This is a genomic window from Rhodococcus sp. C-2, assembly GCF_027854095.1.
Lineage (GTDB): Bacteria > Actinomycetota > Actinomycetes > Mycobacteriales > Mycobacteriaceae > Rhodococcus_F > Rhodococcus_F qingshengii.
In genome coordinates, this window is sequence record NZ_JAQGFI010000003.1 from 138,518 (window position 1) to 162,387 (window position 23,870).

Below are 23,870 nucleotides of genomic sequence, written 5' to 3' on the forward strand. Positions count from 1 at the left end.
TTGGCATCGTTGTGCTCCTCTCGGTTCTGGCCGTGTCAGGGATGCAGGACGACTTTGGTCCAGCCGTCGTCGCGAGCGTCGAAGTGCTGGTAGCCGGATTCGGCTTCGGCGAGCGGGAGTTCGTGGGAGATGATCCAGGAGGGCTTTGCCCGGTCTTCGTGGATGAGGTCGCGCAGTTGCCGGTTGTAGTGTTTGACGTTCGCTTGTCCGGTGCCGATCTTCTGGCCCTTGAACCAGAATTTGCCCATGTCGAAGGCGATCTTGCCGTTGCGCTCGAGTTCGTCGGGGCCGTTCTGGTCCTGGGGAAGGAAGATGCCGACCACCCCGATGTGGCCGGTGAAGCGCACCGAATCCACGAGCCGGTTCATCGTCATGGCGGCGTCCTCGTGGCCTTGCGGGTCGTGTGCCTGATAGCCGACGCACTCGCACCCCTTGTCTGCGCCTTTCCCGTTGGTTTGCTCGAGGACCTGCTCGACGGGGTCGCCCTTCGAGTCGTCGATGGGGACGACGCCGATCTCTTCGGCCAGGCGTAGCCGGTCGGGGTGGCGGTCGACGATCATCACCTTGCTCGCTCCCTGGATCATCGCCGAATACGCGGCCATCAAACCGACTGGGCCAGCGCCGTAGACCACCATCGAATCGCCGGGTTGCATGTCGGCCAGGCGGGTGCAATGCCATCCGGTGGGAAAGATGTCCGACAGCATCACGTAGTCGGTTTCCTTGTCCTGGGCATCCTCGGGCAGTCGCAGACAGTTGAAGTCGCCGAACGGCACTCGCAGATATTCCGCCTGTCCGCCCCAGAACGGGCCCATCCCCGCGAAACCGAATGCAGCGCCGGCCATCTTCGGATCGGGGTGCACCGTCAGGCAGAATGCGGTCAACCCTTCCTCGCAGTTTCGGCAGAAGCCGCAGCCGATGTTGAACGGCAAGCACACTCGATCCCCTGGCGATACTTTGACCACTGCATTGCCGACTTCGGCGACGATGCCCAAGTTTTCGTGACCGAGGACCATTCCGGGCTCCAGATCGGTGCGGCCTTCGTACATGTGTAGATCCGACCCGCAGATGTTGGTGCTCGTGATCTTCACCAGCACATCTGTCGGATTCTCGATCCGCGCATCGGGCACGTCCTTGACGTGGACCTCTCGAGGCCCGTCGTATACTAGCGCTTTCATCGCGGCACTCCCTTGTCTTGTAGCTGCGGCTTTCCGGTTGATCTCGTCGGCCGCAGGCGTCCACGCGTGAGCGACCGACCGAATGAATCGTGCTGTTCGGGGAAGGTCCACGGGGCGCAGAAGTGAAGACCGCACCAAAATGTCGGCGCACCAACATTTTTCCTGCCATCGACGCAACTGCGGCTGCATCCAGGCATCGCATTCCCTCACCATGGAGTCTCCTCCTTCGGCTCCACGATCGCTAGGGGGTTGGGATCGGTTTCCTCGAACGGTGGGTTTGGGTACCTTCCATTAACCGATGGATGGTGTGATGCTTGACAGTGTTCACCACCTCGAAGAGGAGATCCGATATGGCCACCAAGGCGCTGCTGGTCCGACTTGAAGCGAAGCCCGGCAAGGAAGAAGCGGTCGAGGAATTCCTCCGATCGGCACTGCCGCTCGTCGAGCAGGAGCCCGGCACGAAACCCTGGTTCGCGGTGCGGTTCGGGCCCTCGTCGTTCGGCATCATCGACGCATTCCCGGACCAAGCTGCCCGCGAGACACATCTCAATGGTCCGGTCGGCAAGGCCCTCGGCGAACGCGCCGACGAACTCTTCGCTGCGCCGCCCGAAATCAGCTACCTCGACGTTCTCGCTGAAAAAGTCTGAACAACCGACTGGAAAATGTCTTGTCGATGGCGGTCACATTCGGTTGTGAATACAGTTGTGCCACAGCCATACCCGAATCACGGTAGCTTTGCCGGCGTGCGCGGCTGTGGCGTACTGTCCGTCGCTCGCTTCCGCCCAGGTATCGGTAGATCACGAGCAGGGCACTCAGTCGAGCCAACTCGCTACCCGTGTAGGAAGAGCATTTCAAACTCGTTTCATTGCAAAGTGTTTCGAGTTTGAGGTGACCTTCCTGGAGTGAAGTAGGACTCCTTGTTCTTGGAGGAGGGCTTAGTGGAGCACCACGGATCATCGAGCAAGGACGATTGGTGCTAGTCCTGTTGGAAAGATGGTCATAGACGATGGCAAAGGTGAGGTCGGATGGATTCACCATCACCGTGCGCCGGTCACCGACCTGGGGTAGCACGTTACCTTTGGGTGCCTCGCAGTCAGCGTCGAACATGTCCAAACCCGGGCCGCTGATACGGACGGTCAGTTCGGCGGTGTCTTGGCCCTCGTTGAGGTCCCGGATGCGGTTGACGGCGAAAATTTCTGCAGTCGCTGCAATACCGACGGCCCGGAATCGCTTTCCTCCCAGCGCCATCCATAGGTACTGACTGCAAGCCCGATTCCGATCGGGAAGGTGAAGACTCCCCACTACACGGCCGGTCGATCGAGTACGTCATCATCCCGGCGGCGAAACCGATGAGTTCGACCTGCCGCGGTTTGTCCGTGTTCTTGTTGGACAAACCGACACCCTGAGTGAGGGGGTGGTTTTCGGGTGGCTGTTTCAGGATTGAAAAGCGGTGATGCCGCGTCCCCGTGTGGTTGGCGTCGGAGCGGTGTGAGCCCGGATTGCCCTGGACTGAATATTGTTGCAGTCGTTAGCTGTTCGCCGTTTGATGCGATCTCGTTGTGTGCGGTTTTGTTGGTTGCCGACCATATCATGTTGCCGTTGTTGCAAAGCGCCAGTAGGTGTTTGTTGGCATCAACGACGGCTGAGGTTGGAAACGCCATGGACGATCTCCGCTGGCAAATTATGTAAGGGGTGGTGGGTGCCCCTTGGAGCGCTCGGAATGCTCGTGGGAAGTCGCGGCCACACCTGTTGCCACAGAACCATGGCGATAGGTCACCTGTCGGGTCGGGGCCTGGTGCTGGAAAGGTTCGAACCTAGTCAACAGTTTCCGTCGGCAGTCACTCCCGGTCGTCGACACACTGGTGAATCCTGACGCCCCGTGCCTCGTTCGTAGCTCCGTTGCTAACGGTTTCATCCCGTCGAGTCCAGGGAGAGGGGCAGTGTTGACCGACTGCTGGTGGATTGTTCTCAGCTGTCGAAAAGGCCATCTTTGCCCGGAATTTCAGCGCCAACTGTCGCGTAGTTTTTCGAAAGTCGCAGGTTGATCTGACAAATAGATCGGAATCTACAGCCGCCATCGCCTGAAGGTTGGACAAGAATCGGTCATGGTGGGATTCGGGGCGAGCACCAGCGATTATGTCGATGTTGGGCGGCTGCCGAGCGGTTACGGTGTTTGTCGAATCAGTCTCGGAGCCCGACGAACATCCGGCCACGACAAGTGCGACCGTAGCGAGAATCGCAACAGAAAGGATGGGTACGCGGCGACTGTCACGCTGGACTCCGTTTCCTCGGTTTCGCGAAACTTACCAGGACAACCGGCTCTCGGAATTCACTCTGAGCCACGAGATGCCTGTTTTCGATACCCGCCGCCAGAGAGTGAGCCCGGGAACGCGCGTTGCTGAGCAGCGCTCTGCGGGGCGGCAAACTGAAGGGACGGCAGCACCAGCTCACCCGAGAAGACGTACATCCCTTGCGATTTTAGAGACCGGCCAGCCATAAACCGAAGTTTCATCAGGTCGATCATCACGAGTAACACTCAGTGCCAGCATCTTTCGAACGCACCCAGCTCGACGATTCCGGTGTCACTGCAAAGCCGAGAGAACCGTGTCGACCCGCCCACGGAGTGGGCCGTCAAGCTCGACAACTACCAGGGAGTCACACACCTGCATCGGATCGGCGTACACCAAATCCAGCAACGCGTCGTTCACCGCGCGCTGCAGCTCCGGCATCCCCACCGCAGGCAACTTCTGCACTGTTTCGACGGTAATCGGCACCACAACCAGCACGTCGAGAGTACGTAGCGCGGACCTCACAATCGCCGCCTCGACTTCTGCCTCCGGATCGACACCACACGCCGACAAGTACGCCAGGAAGTCGAGCGGCGTGCGATCGAATACAACACCAGAAGAAGGTGTAGTCAGCAATCGCAGTGAACGACGAAGCTGCGCACGGTAATCATCAGCCGAGGGTGGAAACTCGAACTCGCGCCCCTCCTCTTCGAGCACGAAATACGGTTCATCGACCCGAATGTGCCCCGCGAGGCGGCCACACAACTCGTCGACCAGCGTGCTCTTGCCGGTCCCGTGCGGGCCGGATACTCCAATACGCATTAGTGGGACCCTCTCGAAGAAAGTTACGGAACTACCCGTCAGTTGAGCACCCGTCGACCGCCGGCTCGATACCGACCCCTGGATGCCCCGACCCGTCGACAATTCTCGTTGCACCTCGGTCGAGTCGTACTGAGGGTATCGAGGTGAGATCGGATCACCGTGGTGATCTGCTCGGAGTCGGTGGGCATCTTCGACGACTGCCTGCCCTCGGTAGTGGGATCTGCTGAACTTATCGTGCATCCCGAGAGCAGCAGTGCTGCAAGGGCTCCGCCGAAGAGGATCGATTCCACCGATCGCCGGCGGTAGTGGTTTATGGGTGGATTCACCGAAACTCCATTATTCGTGAACATGTTGCGCCCGGAAAGTCATCCAGCCGTCGGCCAGAAGACAAACGCGGCGGACAGCAGAGCAAGGCTGAGGACCGCGGTGGCATTGGCGGCGCGAACAAAGACGTACTGCTCCGCATCCTCGGCGCCGAGACACAGCGGGGTCAGCTGCAAGGCCAGCGACAACATCCCGGTACCGAGCGCGCCGAGGGCGAACAATTGTCGAGAATCCATCAGCGGTATCCAATCCCGTTGCAGTCCAAAGGAACAACGAGCTGGTCACATGCGCGAACGTAGACTCGGCGAGAGTTCTCCGCACCAGCGGCCGAACTCCTGAACCGAGGATGCAGTCGAGAAGCTGCAGGGGGAGATTTCAGCATCTGGTGAGGACTCCCCGGCAAAATGCGACACAAAACGTCGCTACTTCAGGTGGTTGGGCCGAATCGCAATCCGCGGAGCAGTCGGCGGTAGGAGAAGCGGTCGTCCCAAATGCGAAGCAGGCCGTTTGCGAATGTGTAGTGGCCGTCTACGTCGAGGTGCATGGCAAACCATCCGATGCGGATGATCTCTCGTCGCCGGGAGGACACGGTGTTGTGGTCGGTGGTCATCGTGAGCACTTCCACGACCTCGTACCTGGTGATCAGGCGAGAGACGATCGTGAGCGCCAGTTCGACGCGTTTGCTTCCACGCACGCTGGGCAGGCCGGTATTGCGCCATTCGATGTCGGGATCGACGAGTGCGCGCACGGCATCGGCGTCCATTTCTTCCAGTGCGATCAGCAGGTCCACCACCCGCGATGTCAGTTGATCGTCGTTCAACAGGTACTCCGGTTGTCTGGAATTGTGTTTTCTCATCGGTGGATTCATGTGGTGACCGTCAGGCAGGGACTGTTGCTCCGCGAAACGCACAGGAGCATCTTGCCGGCGGCGCGCTCGGCTGGGCTCAACGAATTGTCACGATGATCGACGTCGCCGTCGCTGACGTGGACCATGCAGGTGCCGCAGAAGCCCTGACGACATGAATAGGGGGCTTTCGGGTTCACACGCAGCACCGCGTCCAGTGCGGTCTGGTCGGCGGCGACATCGATGACCTGACCGGTGCGAGCCAGTTGGATGCGGAAGGGTCGTCCATCGACGACCGGTGCGGCGGAGAAGCGTTCGGCGTGCACTTCCACACCGGGCTCGTTGCGCACACTAGCTGTGATCAGGTCCAGCATCGGGACCGGACCGCAACAGTAGATCGCGTCGCCGCTGCGGACATTCGGCGGGAGAAGATCATTCGCTGCGGGTAGGCCGTATTCGTCGTCGGTGCGGATGGTGACCCGATCACCAAACGGCGACAATTCCTCGAGGAACGGTAGTGTGCGGCGCTCGCGACCGACGTACATCAGCGACCAATCCAGGCCCATGCGCTCCGCCTCGCGGACCATCGGCAGTATCGGTGTGATGCCGATGCCACCCGCCACGAAGTGAACGCGCTTCGCGCGCTCGATTCGCCCGGGTTCGACGAACCCGAATGCGTTGCGTGGACCGCGAACGCCGACGACGGTACCGACTGGCAACTCGTCGTGGACCTCGTTCGATCCGCCGCCACCATCAGGAATCCGGCGTACCGCGATCCGGTAGCAGCGTCGATCGGCGGGATCGCCGCACAGCGAGTACTGACGTACCCGTCCCGAGGGCAGGTACAGGTCGAGGTGTGCCCCGGGATACCACCGTTCGAGGTCGCTGCCGTCAGGTGCTCGCAGTTCGAGACTGACCACGTCGTTGTCGGTGGCCACCGTCGTGCGCTCCGACACCGTGAGCGTTGTCTTGTACTCGTCGATCCGGTTTTCCGGTGGCTCGTCGCGATGAATCAAGACCGCCAACTTGACCTGCGTGGAGACCAGGACATCCAGAATGCGCAGAATCGAGTCGCGGCGCTTGCCGCGACGTAGGTCGACCGGGATCTCGCGGGGGGCCGGCCACCGCTGTGTGAGTTCGGGCGCGTTGGGTGTCATGTGTTGACCCGCTTGGCCGCTGGCGATTGCGCGACGTAGGCGAGGGCCTGGGCGGTGGACCCCACACTGTCGGGGTGAAATCCCGGCACGAACGTCGACACACCGCTCCAGAACCATTTCGATACACCAGGCACCAGTCCGCGGCGTCCGGCGCGGACGAATTCCAGTAGCAATCGTGGATAACCGATGTTCGGCGTGTTGGGGTCGTTGCGACTCAGATACATCGCAGCACGGAGCAACCACCCCAAAAAGATTGGCCACGTGATGATCATGGAGATACAGCGGCGAAAGTAGCCGACTCCGAAGCACGTGGCGACCTCGTGTGCCACGGCACGATGCTCGACCTCTTCGGCCCCATGCCACCGATAGAGGTCAAGCATCTGCGGATCCGCGCCGAATTTCTCCAAGTCCGCGTTCAACGCCCAGTCGCCCACGAACGCGAACATATGCTCCGAAGACGCGCAAATCCCGAGACGCTCGATCAGACGCTGCCGGATGGCCCGCGGATCGGGGTCGTCACCGACGCCCAAAGTTCTACGGAAGAAATACTGCATCTGGCGGTTGAACGGGGCCGGGTCGATCCCGTGCCGTGTGAACACCTGATTCATGACCTCGTCATGCGCCTCTGCGTGCAGCAGTTCTTGACCCATGAAACCGAGCATGTCCTCGCGAAGCTTCTCGTCGTGCACGTCCGGGAGGGCCTGCTCGAAGGCCTGGATCATCATCCGTTCGCCCTCCGGGATGACGAGGTTCATCGAGCTGAGGAGGTATGAGGCGATCGGCTCGTTCGGCAACCACACCAAAGGCGCTTTCTCCCAGTCGAAATCGACTCGCCGCGGACGGATCGCTACCCGGCCGGGCGGTGCGATCGGACTCTGTGTCAGTCCACTCGTAATTCGCATGACCACTCCTCATTCATAAGTACGCAGCAGTACTTATGAATGAGCATGGCGATCTACCCTTGGCTTGTCAACACCGGACTACGAAGGGTTGGACGAGAGATCCAGTACCCGTTCAAGGAAGGACATGATCGGCGCATGAAGATTCATGTACGAATTCGACCCGTCAACCACCTGGCGGTAGAACAACTCGTTGCAACCGCCGATCGCCGCGAGAAACACTTCACGCCCCGGGGCTTCTGAAGACTTGGACGAGTAGCCGACGAGCAATGCATCGGCGAGCAGTTCCACGTACTCGTTGCGCTTCGCCACCCCGGCCGGGCCGGCCACAGGTAGGTCCACCACCCAGGCTCGCACGAACTCCGGTTCGGACGAACACGTCTCGAGATACTTCTCGATGACAGCCGAAAGCTGTTCGTGTAGAGATAAATTGGCGGTCGAGCTTTGTGTCGAGGTGATGTTGGAGACGATCACCTCGATGCCGGCGTCGATCGCCGCGATCAAGCACGCTTCTTTGCTCTCGAACTGCTTGTAGAAAGCTTGACGAGACACCCTGGCACGCCCGACGACATCGGCGATCGTGGTCGAGGCGATCCCCTTCTCCGCCGTCGACGAGATCACCGCACGCAGAATGCGATCGCGTTGCGCGTCTTGGACCTCGTCCACAGCCAGTCGGCCGCGGCCACGCGGCAACCCGGGGAGGTCACGATCGAACGATCCAGCCAGCCTGCGCATACCGAAATCGTAGCCCGCCTGGCGCCATCGGTTCTCTCGCTCACCACGTCTGTGGACCAACAGCCATGCGAGTGGACCGATGTCGAGTGGAATTGCCCCCGAGGTGCTCTGAGGCAATCTCCCATCGCGACACGGTTGCGTCCAGTTCGTCGTTTCTCCGTGGTGGGGCTGCTCCCTGTGACGAGTCCAGCCGTGGTGCGGCGGAGGGCATCGAAAAGCCTCCTGCATCGACGAAGGCCGTCCGCTGTATTGCATGGTCGTGGAGTGTTGCCTCGTGGAGTGTGAGCACGGGTGTGACACAAGCGTTCAGGCCGTCGAAGACCTCGACCCAGGCGTCGCGATCGTGTGTGGCGAAGGTTCTGCCGAAGCGTTCGGACAAGTCGTCCCAGTTCGATTGGTCCCAGCGATTCGGCAACGAGGCGGGATCCAATCCGAGTCCGAACACGAAGCGGTCGTAGTACACGTCTTCGAGGGCCCCTACCGCCATGTACCTGTGGTCTGCGCACTCGTACGCGCGGTAGAACGGGGCAGATCCGTCGAGGAGGTTGGTTCCACGACGGGCTGACCAGCGGCCGGCATGCTGCCACGATCGGACGAGCGCAGTCAACGAACTGGCGCCGTCGACCATCGCTGTATCCACCACCTGGCCTCGGCCAGTGCGTTCTCTTTCGTGCAGCGCGGCAAGTACTCCTACGAGCAGGAACATCGATCCGCCGCCGAAGTTCCCGACGTAGTTCAGCGGCGGTGACGGCGGCCCGGAAGCCGGTCCGAGCTGTTCGAGCGCGCCCGAAAGCGCAAGGTAGTTCAGGTCGTGCCCGGCTTCTCGGGCCATCGGTCCCTTCTGGCCCCAGCCACTCATTCGGCCGTAGATCAGCCCCGGATTGTCCTGCAGGCAGATCTCGGAGCCCAGGCCGAGCTTCTCCATCGTGCCGGGCCGAGAGCCCTCCATCAGGACGTCCGCTCGGCCGATCAGCCTGCGCACCTTGGCGAGATCTTCGGTCTTGGTCAGATCTGCAGTGAGTTCGGTCCGCCCTCGGAGCATCCCCGCATTCGCATCGTCGATTCCGTCATCTGCTCCCATCGAGATGGGGCGCACGATGCGCACGACATCGGCGCCAAGATCTGCCAACATCAGACCGGCGTGCAGTAGCGGCCCTATGGCCTCCATTTCAATGACCCGGATACCCGACAGCGGCCCGCCGTGCACTCCGCCGGTGGCTTCGTCCTGCATGATCACCCTCGCGCGGTCGGAGTCGGGACCGACTCGGAGCGTGCCGGCTCGGTACGAAAATCTGCCGGGTCGACTCGGTAGGTCATGGCCCAGTAGTCGTTGATCCGCCATGGAAGGACCGACACGACGCGACCGTCCGGGTTTCGGTACCAGTTCTCCATTGCCGGATGGGTCCAGACCATCTGTGCGTGCTGTCGGTCGACGGCCTCGTTGTATCGATCGTTGACCTCGGCCCGGCACTCCATCGCGCCGAGGTTTTCCGATTGCATCAACTTCAAGGCATCCATGATGTAGCGGACCTGACATTCCAGGATCGTGATGAAGCTCCCCCCATGTCCCAGGCCGGTGTTCGGTCCGGTCATGACGAAGAAATTGGGGAAGTCAGGAACTGTGATTCCCAGGTAGGCGCGCGCGTCGTGCTCGCCCCAGATTTCTCCGGTGGACCGGCCGGATCGACCGACGATGTCCATCGGGTAAAGAACGCGCACACTGTGGAAACCCGTCGCCATGACAATGACGTCCAGCTGGTGCTCGACGCCGTTCGTGTCGACGAGTCCAGAAGGTGTCAGGGCGTCGACTCCGTGGGGCACCAGTGTGACGTCGGGCTTACGAAGCATCGTGAACCAGCCATTGTCCAGCAGCATTCGCTTACCAAAGGGCGGATAGTCCGGAAGAGATGCCTCGATCAGATCTGTTCGATCACCCAGCTGATCGCGGAGATAGCGTTCGTAGAACTTGCGATGACCATGGTTGGTCGCATTGATCGAGGCGCTCGGCTCTGGCCAGTCGGGGTCGACCTGGAGGGACGAGTACACCTTGTCGTTGAAGATCCACGACAGACGCGCCCGGTACCACTCGCGATAGCCGGGGATGTTGTCCATCAGCCAGTGGACGCCGTCGTCGATGGTCGTGAAGTAGTCGTCGTTCGGTGCGATCCACTGTGGTGAGCGCTGGAAGATCGTCAGCGATCCGACACGATCCGCGATGGCCGGGCCGATCTGCATAGCACTGGCTCCGGTACCGACGATGCCCACTCGCTTTCCGCGGAGCGACTCGGGATCGTCGAGCTCGTTCGGCCACTCGGCGGAGTGGAAGAGGCGACCACGGAAGGTCTCGATTCCCGGTAGATGCGGGATCTTCGGACGATTGAGCAGACCGACCGCGCTGATCAGGATGGGAGCCTCGAGGGTCTCCGGCGCCTCACCTGGTCGCTGGACGGACACACGCCAACTCTGTTTCGACTCCTCGAACTCGGCGCGCGTCACCTCATGGCGGAAGCGGACATTGCGCCGGATGTCGTTGGCCTCCGCAAAGTCCTCGAGATATCCCTGAACCTCGTCGCGCTTGCCGAAATGGGTCGACCAGTTACGAGGGAACGACGAGATCGAGTAAAGGTGGCTCGGTGTATCAACTCCGGCGCCCGGATAGCGGTTCTCCCACCATGATCCGCCGACGTCGTCGTTCTTCTCCAGGATCACGTGAGGGATTCCAGCGCGGGTGAGCTCGACGGAGGCCAGCATCCCCGCGATGCCGGCTCCGATCACGATGGCGTGGAGTCGCTCGTCGCACTTGGCGGTGGCAGGCTTGATCTGCGGACCATTGACTATCTCCGCCATCATCGGCGCAAAGTCCGGCGGCACGGTCTCGCTGCAGGTGAAGTTGAGGATTCGCTCGACTTCCGAGCTGTCCAGCGTCCGCCGGGACGGCTCGTCCAGCGTCCACCAGCGTTCCACTGCGTCGATCAACGCGCTCCGGATTTCGGACTGAACGTCCTCCGGAAGTCCTCCCGTGGAGTTGTCATCCATGCCCCGACTGCGCGTGGGTTGATAGCGGGGTGCCACCCACCGCTCATCGGCGGTCAGCTCCAGCAACACGGCGAGCATGGTCGGAACGTTGCCCCGTAACACCGCCGAACGCAGGTGGTCACGGTCCAGGTCAGTGACGATAGTCATGTCATGCAGGCTAACAGCCGTTAGCGACACAACCAAGTGTGATTTCGATATTCCCATTGTTGCTTGGAAACTCTGCTTGACCCGCGTGGATGCCGATGACAGTATGAGCCACATCATACTAACCGCGGTAAGCATTCAGGAAGTTGAGGAACCATGGATCTGTCGACAAGTGTCGAATCGGATGCCACTGATGTGCGACGGAGTTCAGGTCCGCTTGTCCGATCCCTCACAGCGACCCAGTCGTCACCGCTAGGGCGAGCGACGTTGGGCGACCAGCTACGCCGCCACTCGCAGAGTCGATACTCGAAGCCGGCGATCGTGTCGTATGCCCCAGGTGGTCGACGCACCGTGACCACCTACGGTGCGCTCAATCAGGATGCCAACCGGGCATCCCATATGTTCCTCGGACTCGGTGTTTCCCGCGGTGACCGGGTCGCCGTGATGGCCCGCAATCGCGTGGAGTCGATCGTCGCCTACTACGGTGCTCTCAAAATAGGGGCGGTGTACTCCGGCATCAATGTCCTTTTCGGACCGAACGAAGTGGCTCAACAGATCGGGCACCTCGAGCCCGCGGTTGTGGTCGTGGCCGCGGAATTCCTGCCATTACTGGAAGAAGCGCTGGCGGGACTCGGTACCCGCCCCGAAATCGTTGTTCTCGACAGCACGGACGAGTTCGGCGGTCACTGCTTCGATCAACTCCTCGCGTCCTCGTCGCCGACAGAGCCGGATTGCGATGTCGACGAGCACGATCTCGCAATGATCGTGTACACCAGTGGAACCGAGGCGGCTCCGAAGGGCGTCATGCTGCCGCATCGCAACTACCTGGTCTCCACCGCACCTGCGTACACATGGGGACTGCGATGCCTGGACGATGACGTCTGGCTCTACGTCATGCCATTCCACACTATTGCCGGAATCGGCTCCCTGACCTCGCTCCTGCTATTGGGAGCGACGCTCGTGCTCCCGGCCAGCCTCGCGCCTGCCGACGCTTTGCACATGATCAAAGCGGAGCAGATCACCGTCCTGGCTCAAACCCCGACGTTCTTCATCTCGCTCGCAGATCATCCTGACTTCGGTCCTGAGACTGTCGGGACCATCCAGCGCTGCCTGACCTATGGAGGTCAGGTCTCGCCGCGAACGGTGGACGCATGGCACCACGCGGCGCCCGCATCGGTGTGGGGCACCTACTGGGGTCAGTCCGAGTTGACGCAGTTGGGCTCCGTCGGCTGGTTCAAGCGACTCGAGGACATTCCCGATCAGGATCCGACCTGGATCGGCAAGCCTGTAGGCCATCTCGAGGTCAAGGTGGTCGATGCCGACGGAAATGAAGCAGAGCGAGGTGAACTCCTCTGTCGCACGCCGTCGGTGATGCTGGGTTACTACAAGGATCCCGAGAAGACCGCCGCTGTCCTCGACGGTGGTTGGGTCCACACCGGCGACATCGTACGTCGCGATTCGGAGGGCAACATGTTCTTCCTCGATCGCAGCAAGGACATGATCAAGACGGGCGGCTACAACGTGTCCTCGCAGGAGGTCGAGCGCGTACTACAAGCCCACCCCGAGGTGTCGCGCGCCGCCGTCGTGGGACTTCCGGACGAATACTGGTCCGAGGCGGTCACAGGCTTCGTCATCGTCATAGACGGCAGCGACCTCACCGGCCAGGAGTTGCGAGACCACTGCAAGACCGTGCTCGCAGGCTATAAGGTTCCAAAGGCGATCAAGATTGTGGATGAGCTGCCCACGGACCCTCAGGGGAAGCTGCTCAAGAGAGAACTACGCCGCCTGTATGCAAAGGACTGAAACGCTGAACATCGATCCTGCCAGCAGCGCGACACCCGGATCCGGTCGACCACGGCTTGAAGGGCTTCCAAGCAGACGTGACGACATACTGGCCGCGGCGGCCGAATACTTCGCTGATCAGGGCTACCACTCGGCAGGCATGCGTGGCATCGCAGATTCGGTGGGAATCAAGGGCGCGAGCCTCTACAACCACTTCACCTCGAAAGAGGAGATCCTCTACGCGATCGCGCTCAAGATGACCCGGGACCCGGTCGAGGAGCATCTACTTGTCCTCGACGAGACTGGAACTCCGGTCGAGCGACTCACCTCGCTGATCGATGTTCATCTGCGGTATTTGGCGATGAACAGGGTCGAGCATCTGGTAAGCCTACGAGAGATCTCGGCGCTTACCGACGAACACCGTATGAGGGTGCTCGAGTACCGCAAGTACTACCAGAGGCGTGTGCGCGATGTGATTGCTGCCGGGGTCCGCGCCGGAGAGTTCGAGATCGCCGACCCACAGCGTGCGGCTGTTGCGGTGCTCGACCTCATGAATGGCGTGAGCTGGTGGCTTCGAGACGACCACGATATCGAGGCGCTGGTGGCAACCTACGTGGATTACATCGTCGTCGGAATTCTCCGTCACCGTCCCGGAACGCAGAGTGGTAACGGCGGTACGCCCAGCTGACGGTTACGCCCGTTCAGCCCGAAAACAGGTGATCCCCCTCCACCCGACGTGGAGGGGGATCACTTGTTTTCGAGCTCGATCAGAGTGCCCGCCGCAACAAAGGAACCAAAGCATCCGGATTCGCGATGGGGTTCGGGTTGGTCCCGCACCAGATGTCCTTGAACGTGTACGTAGCCAGACTGGGGAGGTCGTTTTCGGTCAGTCCGACTTCTCCCAGCGATCTCGGCATGCCGAGCCGCCGGATGAGCGAGTCCGCCAACTCGTGTGCGGGCGTTTGCGGCGCACCCAAGGACGCACTGATCAGCGCCTGGCGATGCTCGTTGACTTCGCGGTTGTACTCGAGCGCGAAGGGCGCCATGATGCAGGAGGTGTACCCGTGTGGGACGTTGAACGAGCCGCCGAGTGCATGCCCGACGGCATGGCTGACGCCCATGTCGAGGCCTGCGACGATCGCGACCATTGACGACCACGCACCGACCTGGCACATCAGCCGCGCATCCACGTCGTCGGTGTTCTCCTTCACTCGGACGAGTCCTTCAGAGAGCAGTCGTATGGCATTCATCGCCATCCCGTCGTAGTACCCGTTCGATTCGAGTGAGCCCAGGGTCTCGAAGGCGTGGTCCAGTGCGCGAACCCCGGTCGACAGCCACAGCCACTCCGGAGTGTGCAGCGTGAGTGCAGGATCGAGGATGACAGCCTTCGGGGTCATCGCCGGATGCAAGTAACCCTCTTTGACGTTGCTCGTCTCATCCGTCGACCCGGCCAACGCGTTGAACTCACCTCCCGCCAGGGTCGTGGGCGCCACCACTACCGGGATCTTCGGGGCGGAGAAGGTGGGGGCGGTCACCGATGTGTCGGGATTGACCTGCAGGTGGTAGGCGTCCATTTGTGATGCTTCGCGAACTCCGTGCTCCAGAGTGATTGCAAGGATCTTCGCCAGGTCCGTCGCCGATCCGCCGCCCACGCACAACAGCATGTCCGGATCGGCGTCGGCAGCAACTCGGGTGGCAGCAATGACGTCTTCGCGCGGTACATGAGGTCGAACCGCATCGAACAGTCCCACGAATCGATCACCCAATGCCTCGATCACCCGAGCGATCTCGTCGGTCTGCGAGTTGAGCGTCCCGCTACATACGACGAAGACTCGGTTCGCCCCGAGCAACTCTGCTTCCTGGGCCGCGGCCTCCGCGACCGGAGCGCCAATGCGGACTCTCTCCATGGACGGCAGAGAGACAAGTGATGACTGCACGGCAATACCATCTTTCTTTCTTGATCCTCAATCCACCACGACGTCGTCAAGAGCGCTCAGCTCTCGCTCGGTCTGTTCAGGAGTGGGATAGAGCGTGGATCCGGCGCTGGGAAATGTCTCGCACCCCGTCGCAGGCTAACAGTGGTTACCCTATAGGAGATTTGTGGCGCACGCCACAATCGTTTGTCTTTTTGGCCAGCGGAACCAGAGGGTGAGGTTAGTCCGTGGGCGTCAATACTGACTTGATCTGCAGTTTTTCAGAAATCCTCATGGCTCCCGGCGGCGCGCCGTTGCATCTCCAGTGGAGGGCGAGAATCGGTTACGGTGGATTCGAGCCCCAAAATGTCGAAGTACCTAACAGCCGATTGCCTAATTTCGGGAACAGCTGCGCGATGACGCCTGGGTTGAGTACTGGGGCTGTAGCCATCACTGGCACTCTTGTGACGGACGCCGAATCCAGTGCGCACCCTTCCCTGCACTCAGGTGCATGGTGTCGACGGCGCGACATGCATCGACTTCGCCGTGGAGAAACGCCTCGAACTCGCCTTGGTCGGAACAGCGGCACTGAGGTGAACAATTATCGCGAGGCGTGCCGCGGGCCGATCCCGCTGCAAAGAGACTTTGCATATCGGGGACGAAGGTTCTTCTTCCGAGATTCACTCCGCCGAAGCTGACCATTGCAGTCGGTCCGGCAAAGTTAGTCGAGACCCTCGGCTTCTGCTGGGGCTTCGAGACTGGGCATACCCACGGTAAATCCGCTGCCGCCGCACGACGCGAACTGTTTCTTCGACTGGATGGACCGTCAGCTAGAGGACATGATTTTCGGGGTTCGATTACGTGCGTATCGAAAGGAGGTGCTGCGTTGTCTGCGTGAGCAAGGGGGCACCGAAGAGGAGAGCACGATGATGTTGCGTCACTTCGGTTCTGAGAGCGCGGTGCCACATCGGCAACCACCCTTCTGCTTGCCGCGCCACACTCGCCGGAGGCTCTGGTCGTGTCACTCGCCCTCGATCAATGGATCTTCCAGTTCGAGAAGCGCGACCTCGTCCGGATTCAAGTTTTCGTTCGGATCCACGGATCGGGTCAACCGGTCGTTTGGACCCAATTCGTCTGGCGCCTGGATGATCTGAAGACCTCGTGCCAAGATCTCGACTCGTCCACGGTTCTCGTTGCTCGTGAGATCTGCTGCGAAAGCAGCAGCTACGGCGTCGCGTGCCAGAGCCTCCGCCAGGTCCCAATCATGGATGTAATCCTCGACCGAAAGGTTCGCTTCTCGCCGGCTCAGCGCGGCCGAAGTGCATCCTTGAAAGTAGAGAGCGACCAACTCCTGAGCACCGTCCCATTCCGCCTCCAGGCCGAGGGCTACCGTGTTCTCCCGCAACGCGGATCGAAGGTCGAGCGCGTCAGCTGCTCTCATCGGGGGTGACGCGCGCACCTTGCTCACGTACTCCTCGAACCCGATCGCGGCGACAGTCCCGACGACATCGATTACTGCGGGCCAATTCGGCCCCAGATGGCTGCCGAGGTCGACGTCCGTGATGGTTGTCGACTCGATGTGTCGGACAAGCGAATCGAGCGAACGATCTGCGTCGTCGTAGAGTCCATCTCGTTGCGCCTGACGAAGCCACTCCGCTTCTGCGACTATCGCATCTCCGGGAATCGAACCGGCGTTCTCGAAAGCTTCATCAATGGATAGCTCAGTACCGACAGCGACTTGGGGCCCCCAAGCCGCTCCGTTGACTCGCAAGAGCTCCGCGGCAGTCTGTACCACGTTCGTCAAACGAACCGACGCGTCAGAAGAGCGACGCAACGCAGCCACATCGGGCCTCGACGGGATGGGTTCACACGCTGGATTGTGCCGTCCACGTTCCGCTTTCGTGATGGTCTCTTCGACGTTCGCAGAGGATGGGCGTGCAGCGAAGATCTTCGATACACCGATAGCACCAGCAGTAGCCACAGCGATGATCAATCCCGCTGCAACGAATTTCGCCCTCCGGGTCGGTACCGCATGCATGCTCTCGATTCCCCTTCGGTGTGCCCCGGACGATGCGAGCGAAATATCGGATTCTATCGCGAACGCTATCGGGCTCGTGGGACTTCAGTATTCGGTCAAGCGCAAGATTGTTGCGGGGATCGTAGCGCCATAGGGACTAGGTGCCTTGAAAGGGTAGTGAGACGACTTCGACGATCGCACAGTCGGGACGGGTGCGCCGGGCTCTCGTCCTTGCGGTATGCAGTCGAAGCCAAGAAATGTCGGTGGACGTAATGGGGGAGCTGCTGCGGGCCGACGGTGATGTTTTGGTAGCCCCATGGCCACAACGTCGAGTAGATCGTGTTCGGTGCCGATCGAAATCCTTGCGGTCGTCACTCTGATGACCCCAAGCAATTCGGAGTACACCTCCTTTCCTCGTCCTGACGTCAATGATCGTCCGGATGCACCCGAAATGATCGAGCGGCGATGGCAAGCCGCGAGGCGATCTGGAAGAGCTCCCCGTCACCGCACGACGCATCGAGGACGAGGTATCGGCGGCACGCGGGTCGACGAGCGCAACGGCAGGGGCATTCGCGAAGAACTGGCCGACGGTAGCGCCCAGTGGGTTCGGACGTAGTCAGGCGCTGACCGGGTCCAGGAGGCCGGTAAGCCGTCCGGCAATCAGTGCTTCGGCCTCTGTGACAATTCGTTCCACCAATTCACCCACTGTGGGGATGTCGTGAATCAATCCTTGCACAGTGCCAGCCGTCCAGATGCCAGCCTCCTGGTCGCCGCTGTCGAACACCGCTCGGCCCCGCGCACCGGCCACAAGATGTCGAACGTCTTCGAATTTGCCACCACTGGAGAGAATTTCGACAACTTCTTGGCTGATGCTGTTGCGTGCTACCCGTGCGGTATTGCGTAGTGACCTGAAAATCAGTTCCGTGTCGACCTCCGAGGCAGCGACTATCGCCTCTTTGATGTTGCGGTGAATCGGAGACTCCTCGGTGCACATGAACCGGGTACCCATGTTGATGCCGTCGGCGCCGAGCGCGAGGGCCGCCACTAATCCTCGCCCATCGGCAAATCCACCGGACGCGATCATGGGAATGCTGATCCGCTCTGCTGCTGCAGCGATGAGGACGAGACCCGGTACGTCGTCTTCCCCTGGATGCCCGGCACATTCGAACCCGTCGATGCTGATGCCGTCGACGCCGAGGACTTGGGCTTTGACCGCGTGGCGGACGCTGGTGCACTTGTGGAGAACCTTGATGCCTGCGCCGTGAAAGTGCGGCAGATGGGGCGCGGGAGACGATCCAGCTGTCTCGACGACTTTCACTCCGCAGTCGATGATCACGTTGCGATACTCATCGTAGGGCGGAGGTGTGATCGTCGGGAGGATTGTGAGGTTGACCCCGAAAGGTTGATCGGTGAGCTCGCGCGTTCGGGATATTTCTCGGGCAAGATCGTCAGGTGTCGGCTGTGTCAGGGCAGTGAGCATGCCGAGCGCGCCGGCGTTTGCAACTGCCGCTACGAGTTCTGCTCTCCCCACCCATTGCATGCCGCCCTGCACGATTGGGTGGCGAACTCCGAATGTCTCGGTAAATGCGGTGGTCAGCACTGGACATCTCCTCGATGGTGCATGGCTATCTGTTTGTCAGTTACGTTGGTGCAAAGTCAATTTCGACCCGAACGGCGCATTCAGCGCGTCGATGTTGTCCACTCGTTCAAGGCCGGAACCTGTGAAAGTTCAGTTCGTGCCATCGGAGGTTCGGCGCGATAGGGCATGGCAGGCGTCAAATACTGTTCGCCATGTTCGTTGGTGCCGGGGATGAAGGTACGGTTCGCAATCACATCGTCGGCGCAAATTACCTGGTCGTAGTCACGCACAACTGCGGCAACCACTCCGGCCGCAGTGAGATGCTCTACTGCCTCAGCGGCGCTGCGGTAGCACAGCTGCTTCTCGATCGTGGCGACGAGGTCAACACGGTTTTCCACGCGCAGCGCGTTGGTGGTGAACCTCGGGTCGTCGGCCAACTCGGGTAGGTCGATCGCCTTGCACAGTTCGATCCATGCGCGCGGTTGGTATCCGCTGATCACCAGCTCGCCGTCGGCGGCGCGAAAGACGTCTGCCGCCGGTGCGACGCTTGGTTGTCCGTTCCCTTTGCGACTCATGGGCTTTCCGGATACCTGCCACTCGATCCAGTTGGCGGTCTGCAAGTGGATTGCGACGTCCAGCAGGGAGACTCGGACGGAGGAGCCCCTGCCGGTGCGTTCGCGCCGCAGTAGCGCTGCCAGTGCCGCCTGCGCGACGACATAGCTCGTTGCATGGTCTATGACCGGTGCGCCCACACGTTGTGGCGGGCTATCCGCCTCACCCGTCACCGACATCAGTCCGCTCTCTGCTTGCGCAGCGATGTCGAGCCCGGCGCGGGTGGCGGACGGACCCTCCGCACCGTACCCGCTGACCGAGACGCTGATGATTTCCGGTCGCAGACGTTGGAGTTCGGCATCGGCGAATCCCAATCGATCAAGGGTTCCCGGACGCAAATTGTGCAGCAAGATGTCGCTCGATGCGATCAGATCCCGAGCTCGCTGCAGATCGGCGGAGTCTTTGAGGTCGAGGCAGATTGAACGCTTTCCACGGTTGTACCCGTAGAAGATGCCGCGCGCGTAGTCGGCGTCGATTTGTCGGGCCGGTTCACCACCTGGAGGCTCGAGCTTGATGACCTCGGCGCCGAGATCGGACAACTGCTGCCCGGCGCTGGGTATTGCGATCAGTTGACCGATCTCCACTACTCGGACACCTGCCAACGGCAGGTCTACTTCGTCGGTCATCGAATGATCTCCACATGAGGCGAAGTGACATCCTCAGCGGGCTCCAGGCAGCGCGCCAACAAGATGCCTTCGGTGTGGTTGCAGGGGTTCAATCGATTTCTGTCACCTTCTACTCCCCCGATTCGGATCGTCACGGTTCCATCGTCATTGCGCTCGAAGTGCGCGTCGTTGAGATTGACGGTGTGGTCGCGGTACTCGAAGGACTCGAACCAGTGGTTGTACAGCATCACTCCGAAGTAGGTGCAGTCCGGGAGAGTAAATGTAATATCCACGGCAGTAGCGTCTTTCAGTGACCACCAGCCGGCAATGTATTGGTTGGAGCTGGTGCCGTAGAAGTCTCCCCACCCTCGTTGCTCCGAGGTCACGCGAATCTCGTTGGGAGACTGACTGAGTGTTTCGATGAGCTGAAGACTGCGTCGAAGGCTCACGTCCATGCCACGAGCAAGTTTCGTGAGGCGCTGGGCCAGCCACGCCGTGTCGAGATCGGGGCGTGCACCAGGCGGCGGACCGAGGCGCTCGATGTGGAGAACGGGATCGATCTCCGCGTTACGCGTCTTGTGATACACACGCACTACAACGTCGAAGCAGCGCTCATCCAGCCGAATACCGCTGCGCCCCTCCAGCTCTTGTGCGACGAAGATCTCGAAGTTGCCGTCCGCGTCACACACCTTGTCGTCGATGACGATGTTGTCGGCGACCCGGTCGGTCCCAGACGCGCCCACACGATTGGCGAGGACGGCGACGTAGGGCACTGTGCCACGGTTACCGTGAATGCGATATGTCTCGTTGGGGTCGATCATCGCAGTCCAGTAGTCGACGTCGATGCCGTCTCCCCAGAACTTTCGCATCGGTGACATCAGGGTGAAGAGTTCAGGCCGGAGCACGTCTTGGCGCTCGATGTTCATCTCGGCGAGATATCCGAACAGGCGAAGTGCGTGCCGTACACCTTCGGCGCTGTCCAGCAGCGATCCGGTAGCGGCAGCTGTCGAACCGAATGTCGCAAGGCTGTCGGTGACTGCAGACCAAGCCTCGGTGAGCTGCCGGCGATCGTGCTGGGACTCGGATTGTGTTGACTGGTCAGCGAGTTGTGTCATCTTTTCTTCTCTTTCGTGGTAGACGAACTGGATTGTGTATGGGGCGTTGGTCAGCAGAGGGGGTCGAAAGGAACGTCTGCGTCGGACTTGCCCGAGGTCTGGTTGTTCACCCATCTGACGTTCTGGGTCCATCGGTCGGCCGAAATCTGCACAGGCCAGAGACTCTTCTGCGAAGCCCACACCTGGTTGGCTTTGTCAGCAGGAACATTCATTCGCTCGGTGAGAAGTTGAGCTCCTGCTTGCTCGTTCGCAGGATCGGCTATCCACCCTGCTGCGGCCTCGAGCGCCGCACACACGGGGGCAGCAGCATCGGATTCAGCGAATGTGGCTGTCGTGACGAGCACCGTGCCCAGGCCGTATGAACTCACGCCGTCAGAGCCCACCGGGTCTACTTCTGTAATCGCCGTCATCGGAATTCCTTGAGCATCGAATACGGCCTGGCTGGCAGCGGTGAGAACGGCGGCATCTATGTCGCCCTTTCGTGCGAGTGGTATCTGACTCGCGGTGGGTGCCGCTGCGATGAATTGCACCGTGGAGGCGTCGATGTTTCGTTCTGCGAGAAGCTGATTGACGAATTGCTCGGCCGCGCCGCCACGTGACGGTATGGCGATCCGCTTGCCGGGCAAATCCTCGATGGTGGTGATGCCGCTGTCTTTCGTCACGGCGATGGCAAGATCGATCGACCCGTAGGGGGACAGTGGCCGCAGACTCTGCCCTTGCTCTATGGCCGGCACGACGGTTCCGGGTGCACCGACCGCGAGATCGGTTGTGCCGCCGATGAGACCGCTGATGAGTTCGGGCCCGTTCTTTCCGTCGATGAGCTCGACGTGGAGGCCTTCCTTGTCGAACATTCCTTGTTGGACAGCGACGTAGACAGGCAGGGACAAAGCACTCGCAGGGTAGACCCCGATGGCGACGCTACCGTCGTTCGGACGCCCTCCCCCTCCACACGCGGAAAGCAGTAGGGCCGCTGCAATGACTGTGCCGACAAAAGGTCGAAGTTTCATGGGATTCCTGTTCCTTGATGGCTGGGCGCATCAGAAATCAAGCTGAGTTGGCTGGGCACATCAGTGGTCGAGCTGACCACGCAGCCGGTTGAAGATTTCGATGTATCGAGGTTCGGCGGTGAGGGTTTCGAGTTCGCGGGGGCGTTCGATGTCAATGCTGACGTCGTCAATCACCCGGCCGGCCCCGAGCAGCAGAACGCGGTCGGAGAGACAGATGGCTTCGCCGAGGTCGTGGGTTACGAAGATGACCGTCCGGCCTACCTGGGATTGCCAAAGCTCGAGGAATTCTCGCTGTACTTCGACTCGGGTTTGCGCATCGAGGGCGGCAAAGGGTTCGTCCATCAACAAGATGTCCGGATCCAGTGCCCACGTTCGGGCCAACGCGACACGCTGGCGCATCCCTTGGGAGAGTTGCCAAGTCCACAGCCGTGACGCCTCGGACATTTGAACGGCCGCAAGCCAGCGCGCTGATTGAGTTCGTCTCTCCGCCTTGGGTACTCCCCTCAATTCGAGACCGTACTCCACGTTCTTCTGCGCTGTTCGCCACGGGAACAGCGCATCTCGGGCCATCATGAAGCCCATCCGAGAACGAGCGTCGAATGGTGTTGTGCCGAGGACCTCAGTCTTCCCTTCTGTTGCGTCCACCAATCCAGCGAGCGCGTTGAGCAGAGTGGTCTTTCCGCAACCGCTCCTGCCGACCAAGCTCACGAACTGTCCGCGAGGGATGGTGAGGTCGAGATTGTCGACCACAGTTTTTGTCGACCCGTCGGGTGAGGGGAAGGATATCGTCAGTCCGTCGAGTTGTACGGCGGGTGTAATCACGTTGGTATCCATGATGATTCCTGTCATCGTCGAGCCGGCGGCTGCCACCGAAGGAGGTAGCGCTCGGCGAAGTTCATGACCTGGTTGAGGACGACTGCGACGATTGCGAGAAGTATGAGGATCGCGTAGACCGCTTCCATCCGGAACTGGGCCGAGTAGATCGACACAAGCTGGCCCAGCCCGTCCCGTGACGAGATCAGTTCCGAACCGACAACGCCAAGTAGCGAATAGATCAGCCCCAACCGAAGACCGGCAAAAATGCCAGGTGTTGCGACGGGGAGGAGGATGTGCCAGAACACCTGTGTCTTACTGGCATTCAGGACAGTGGATAGTCGGAGCCATTCGTCGTCCACCGACTTCACACCGGCTCGTGCACTCGAGCAGACGATGAAGAAGACGAGTGTGAACGCGAGAGCGACCTTCGCCGTCATCGTGATCCCGAAGATGACGATAAGCAGAGGCGCCAGCGCAAGACGTGGCATGGCATTCGCCGCATCCAGGAACGGACTCATGATGCGTTCGAGGGTCGGAAGCAGTCCGAGAGAGAGTCCGACCGCCACCCCGACTGCGCTAGCGAGGATCCACGCGATCACGACGGCAGTCATCGTGGCACGCAAGTTCGACGAAATCTCGCCCGACTGCACCGCTGCGGTGAAGTAGGCCCAGGCCTCGCCTGGCGTTTTGGCCAGAACTGGCTCGATCCAACCGTGCGATGCGACGAGCTGCCACGCTCCGAGTAGGACCAGAAGCAGCGCGACCTGGGCCAGTCGTACCCCGATGGTGAGTCGCGTACCGGATCGACGCTGTCGAGCGGGCTTCGGCTCAGAGCGCGCCCGCCTCACGGAACGGGGTGACGTAGCACCGGATGGCGAACTTGCGGTGATGGTTTCGGTCATTTCGGCGCCTCCTCCGTAGTGCTCGCAGGCGGCGATAGGTGCTCGACAAAAGCAGACGGGTGCCTCTGGTCGAAGCTCCCCGGGTTGTTGCTCACTGC

General features: G+C 60.8%; 20 protein-coding genes. 3 read left to right on the forward strand and 17 right to left on the reverse strand.

Going from position 1 to position 23,870, the window contains the following annotated elements:
- Window positions 1-35 precede the first annotated feature (35 nt).
- Complete coding sequence (locus PCS43_RS07185) at window positions 36-1,175, reverse strand: glutathione-independent formaldehyde dehydrogenase (protein ID WP_024487877.1); 1,140 nt, start codon at window positions 1,173-1,175, stop codon at window positions 36-38.
- A gap of 350 nt (window positions 1,176-1,525) precedes the next feature.
- Here PCS43_RS07185 and PCS43_RS07190 point away from each other — a divergent pair, with 350 nt between their 5' ends.
- Window positions 1,526-1,822 (forward strand): putative quinol monooxygenase, encoded by a 297-nt coding sequence (locus PCS43_RS07190; protein WP_020971354.1) that lies wholly within the window; start codon window positions 1,526-1,528, stop codon window positions 1,820-1,822.
- 1,935 nt (window positions 1,823-3,757) lie between these two features.
- Here the strand turns inward: PCS43_RS07190 and PCS43_RS07195 are convergent.
- The 8 genes from PCS43_RS07195 to PCS43_RS07230 all read right to left on the reverse strand — a co-directional run bounded on the left by PCS43_RS07195 (window position 3,758) and on the right by PCS43_RS07230 (window position 11,427).
- Complete coding sequence (locus PCS43_RS07195) at window positions 3,758-4,285, reverse strand: AAA family ATPase (RefSeq protein ID WP_042922064.1); 528 nt, start codon at window positions 4,283-4,285, stop codon at window positions 3,758-3,760.
- Between the two features lie 365 nt (window positions 4,286-4,650).
- Window positions 4,651-4,845 (reverse strand): hypothetical protein, encoded by a 195-nt coding sequence (locus PCS43_RS07200; protein WP_193594744.1) that lies wholly within the window; start codon window positions 4,843-4,845, stop codon window positions 4,651-4,653.
- A 191-nt stretch (window positions 4,846-5,036) separates the two neighbouring features.
- A complete protein-coding gene (locus PCS43_RS07205) occupies window positions 5,037-5,465 on the reverse strand; it encodes a limonene-1,2-epoxide hydrolase family protein (RefSeq protein ID WP_007735566.1) in 429 nt (142 codons plus the stop codon).
- Between the two features lie 8 nt (window positions 5,466-5,473).
- Window positions 5,474-6,610 (reverse strand): PDR/VanB family oxidoreductase, encoded by a 1,137-nt coding sequence (locus tag PCS43_RS07210; protein WP_064445145.1) that lies wholly within the window; start codon window positions 6,608-6,610, stop codon window positions 5,474-5,476.
- Window positions 6,607-7,512, reverse strand: a complete 906-nt coding sequence (locus tag PCS43_RS07215; RefSeq protein WP_161120473.1) for a metal-dependent hydrolase — start codon at window positions 7,510-7,512, stop codon at window positions 6,607-6,609. The genes PCS43_RS07210 and PCS43_RS07215 overlap by 4 nt, the downstream gene beginning before the upstream one ends.
- Before the next feature lie 78 nt (window positions 7,513-7,590).
- Window positions 7,591-8,244: a TetR/AcrR family transcriptional regulator gene (locus PCS43_RS07220; RefSeq protein WP_020971347.1), complete on the reverse strand. Its 654-nt coding sequence runs from the start codon at window positions 8,242-8,244 to the stop codon at window positions 7,591-7,593.
- A gap of 40 nt (window positions 8,245-8,284) precedes the next feature.
- Window positions 8,285-9,475 (reverse strand): CaiB/BaiF CoA transferase family protein, encoded by a 1,191-nt coding sequence (locus PCS43_RS07225; protein ID WP_037133871.1) that lies wholly within the window; start codon window positions 9,473-9,475, stop codon window positions 8,285-8,287.
- Between the two features lie 2 nt (window positions 9,476-9,477).
- Window positions 9,478-11,427: a flavin-containing monooxygenase gene (locus tag PCS43_RS07230; protein ID WP_051649580.1), complete on the reverse strand. Its 1,950-nt coding sequence runs from the start codon at window positions 11,425-11,427 to the stop codon at window positions 9,478-9,480.
- A 153-nt stretch (window positions 11,428-11,580) separates the two neighbouring features.
- On the opposite strand from PCS43_RS07230, the gene PCS43_RS07235 reads away from it, so the two are divergent.
- Window positions 11,581-13,227 carry a class I adenylate-forming enzyme family protein gene (locus tag PCS43_RS07235; RefSeq protein ID WP_231782708.1) on the forward strand — a complete coding sequence of 549 codons (1,647 nt, stop codon included), beginning with the start codon at window positions 11,581-11,583 and terminating at the stop codon, window positions 13,225-13,227.
- Entirely contained in the window at window positions 13,214-13,894 is a 681-nt protein-coding gene (locus PCS43_RS07240) for a TetR/AcrR family transcriptional regulator (RefSeq protein ID WP_007735574.1), read from the forward strand. Before PCS43_RS07235 ends, PCS43_RS07240 begins: the two co-directional genes overlap by 14 nt.
- Before the next feature lie 79 nt (window positions 13,895-13,973).
- Here PCS43_RS07240 and PCS43_RS07245 read toward each other — a convergent pair whose 3' ends face one another.
- The 8 genes from PCS43_RS07245 to PCS43_RS07280 form a co-directional block, all read right to left on the reverse strand.
- Window positions 13,974-15,143: an iron-containing alcohol dehydrogenase gene (locus PCS43_RS07245; RefSeq protein ID WP_209910528.1), complete on the reverse strand. Its 1,170-nt coding sequence runs from the start codon at window positions 15,141-15,143 to the stop codon at window positions 13,974-13,976.
- A 997-nt stretch (window positions 15,144-16,140) separates the two neighbouring features.
- Window positions 16,141-17,157, reverse strand: a complete 1,017-nt coding sequence (locus PCS43_RS07250) for a hypothetical protein (protein WP_209910525.1) — start codon at window positions 17,155-17,157, stop codon at window positions 16,141-16,143.
- 595 nt (window positions 17,158-17,752) lie between these two features.
- Complete coding sequence (locus PCS43_RS07255) at window positions 17,753-18,736, reverse strand: NAD(P)H-dependent flavin oxidoreductase (protein WP_208690067.1); 984 nt, start codon at window positions 18,734-18,736, stop codon at window positions 17,753-17,755.
- An 80-nt stretch (window positions 18,737-18,816) separates the two neighbouring features.
- Window positions 18,817-19,953 carry a CaiB/BaiF CoA transferase family protein gene (locus PCS43_RS07260; RefSeq protein WP_209910518.1) on the reverse strand — a complete coding sequence of 379 codons (1,137 nt, stop codon included), beginning with the start codon at window positions 19,951-19,953 and terminating at the stop codon, window positions 18,817-18,819.
- On the reverse strand, window positions 19,950-21,047 hold the full coding sequence (locus PCS43_RS07265) for a hypothetical protein (RefSeq protein ID WP_209910515.1): 1,098 nt from the start codon (window positions 21,045-21,047) through the stop codon (window positions 19,950-19,952). The genes PCS43_RS07260 and PCS43_RS07265 overlap by 4 nt, the downstream gene beginning before the upstream one ends.
- A gap of 50 nt (window positions 21,048-21,097) precedes the next feature.
- Entirely contained in the window at window positions 21,098-22,054 is a 957-nt protein-coding gene (locus PCS43_RS07270; RefSeq protein ID WP_003943065.1) for an ABC transporter substrate-binding protein, read from the reverse strand.
- Window positions 22,055-22,114: 60 nt separating this feature from the next.
- Window positions 22,115-22,888, reverse strand: a complete 774-nt coding sequence (locus PCS43_RS07275; RefSeq protein ID WP_037126877.1) for an ABC transporter ATP-binding protein — start codon at window positions 22,886-22,888, stop codon at window positions 22,115-22,117.
- Window positions 22,889-22,899: 11 nt separating this feature from the next.
- A complete protein-coding gene (locus PCS43_RS07280) occupies window positions 22,900-23,772 on the reverse strand; it encodes an ABC transporter permease (RefSeq protein WP_030537155.1) in 873 nt (290 codons plus the stop codon).
- Window positions 23,773-23,870 lie beyond the last annotated feature (98 nt).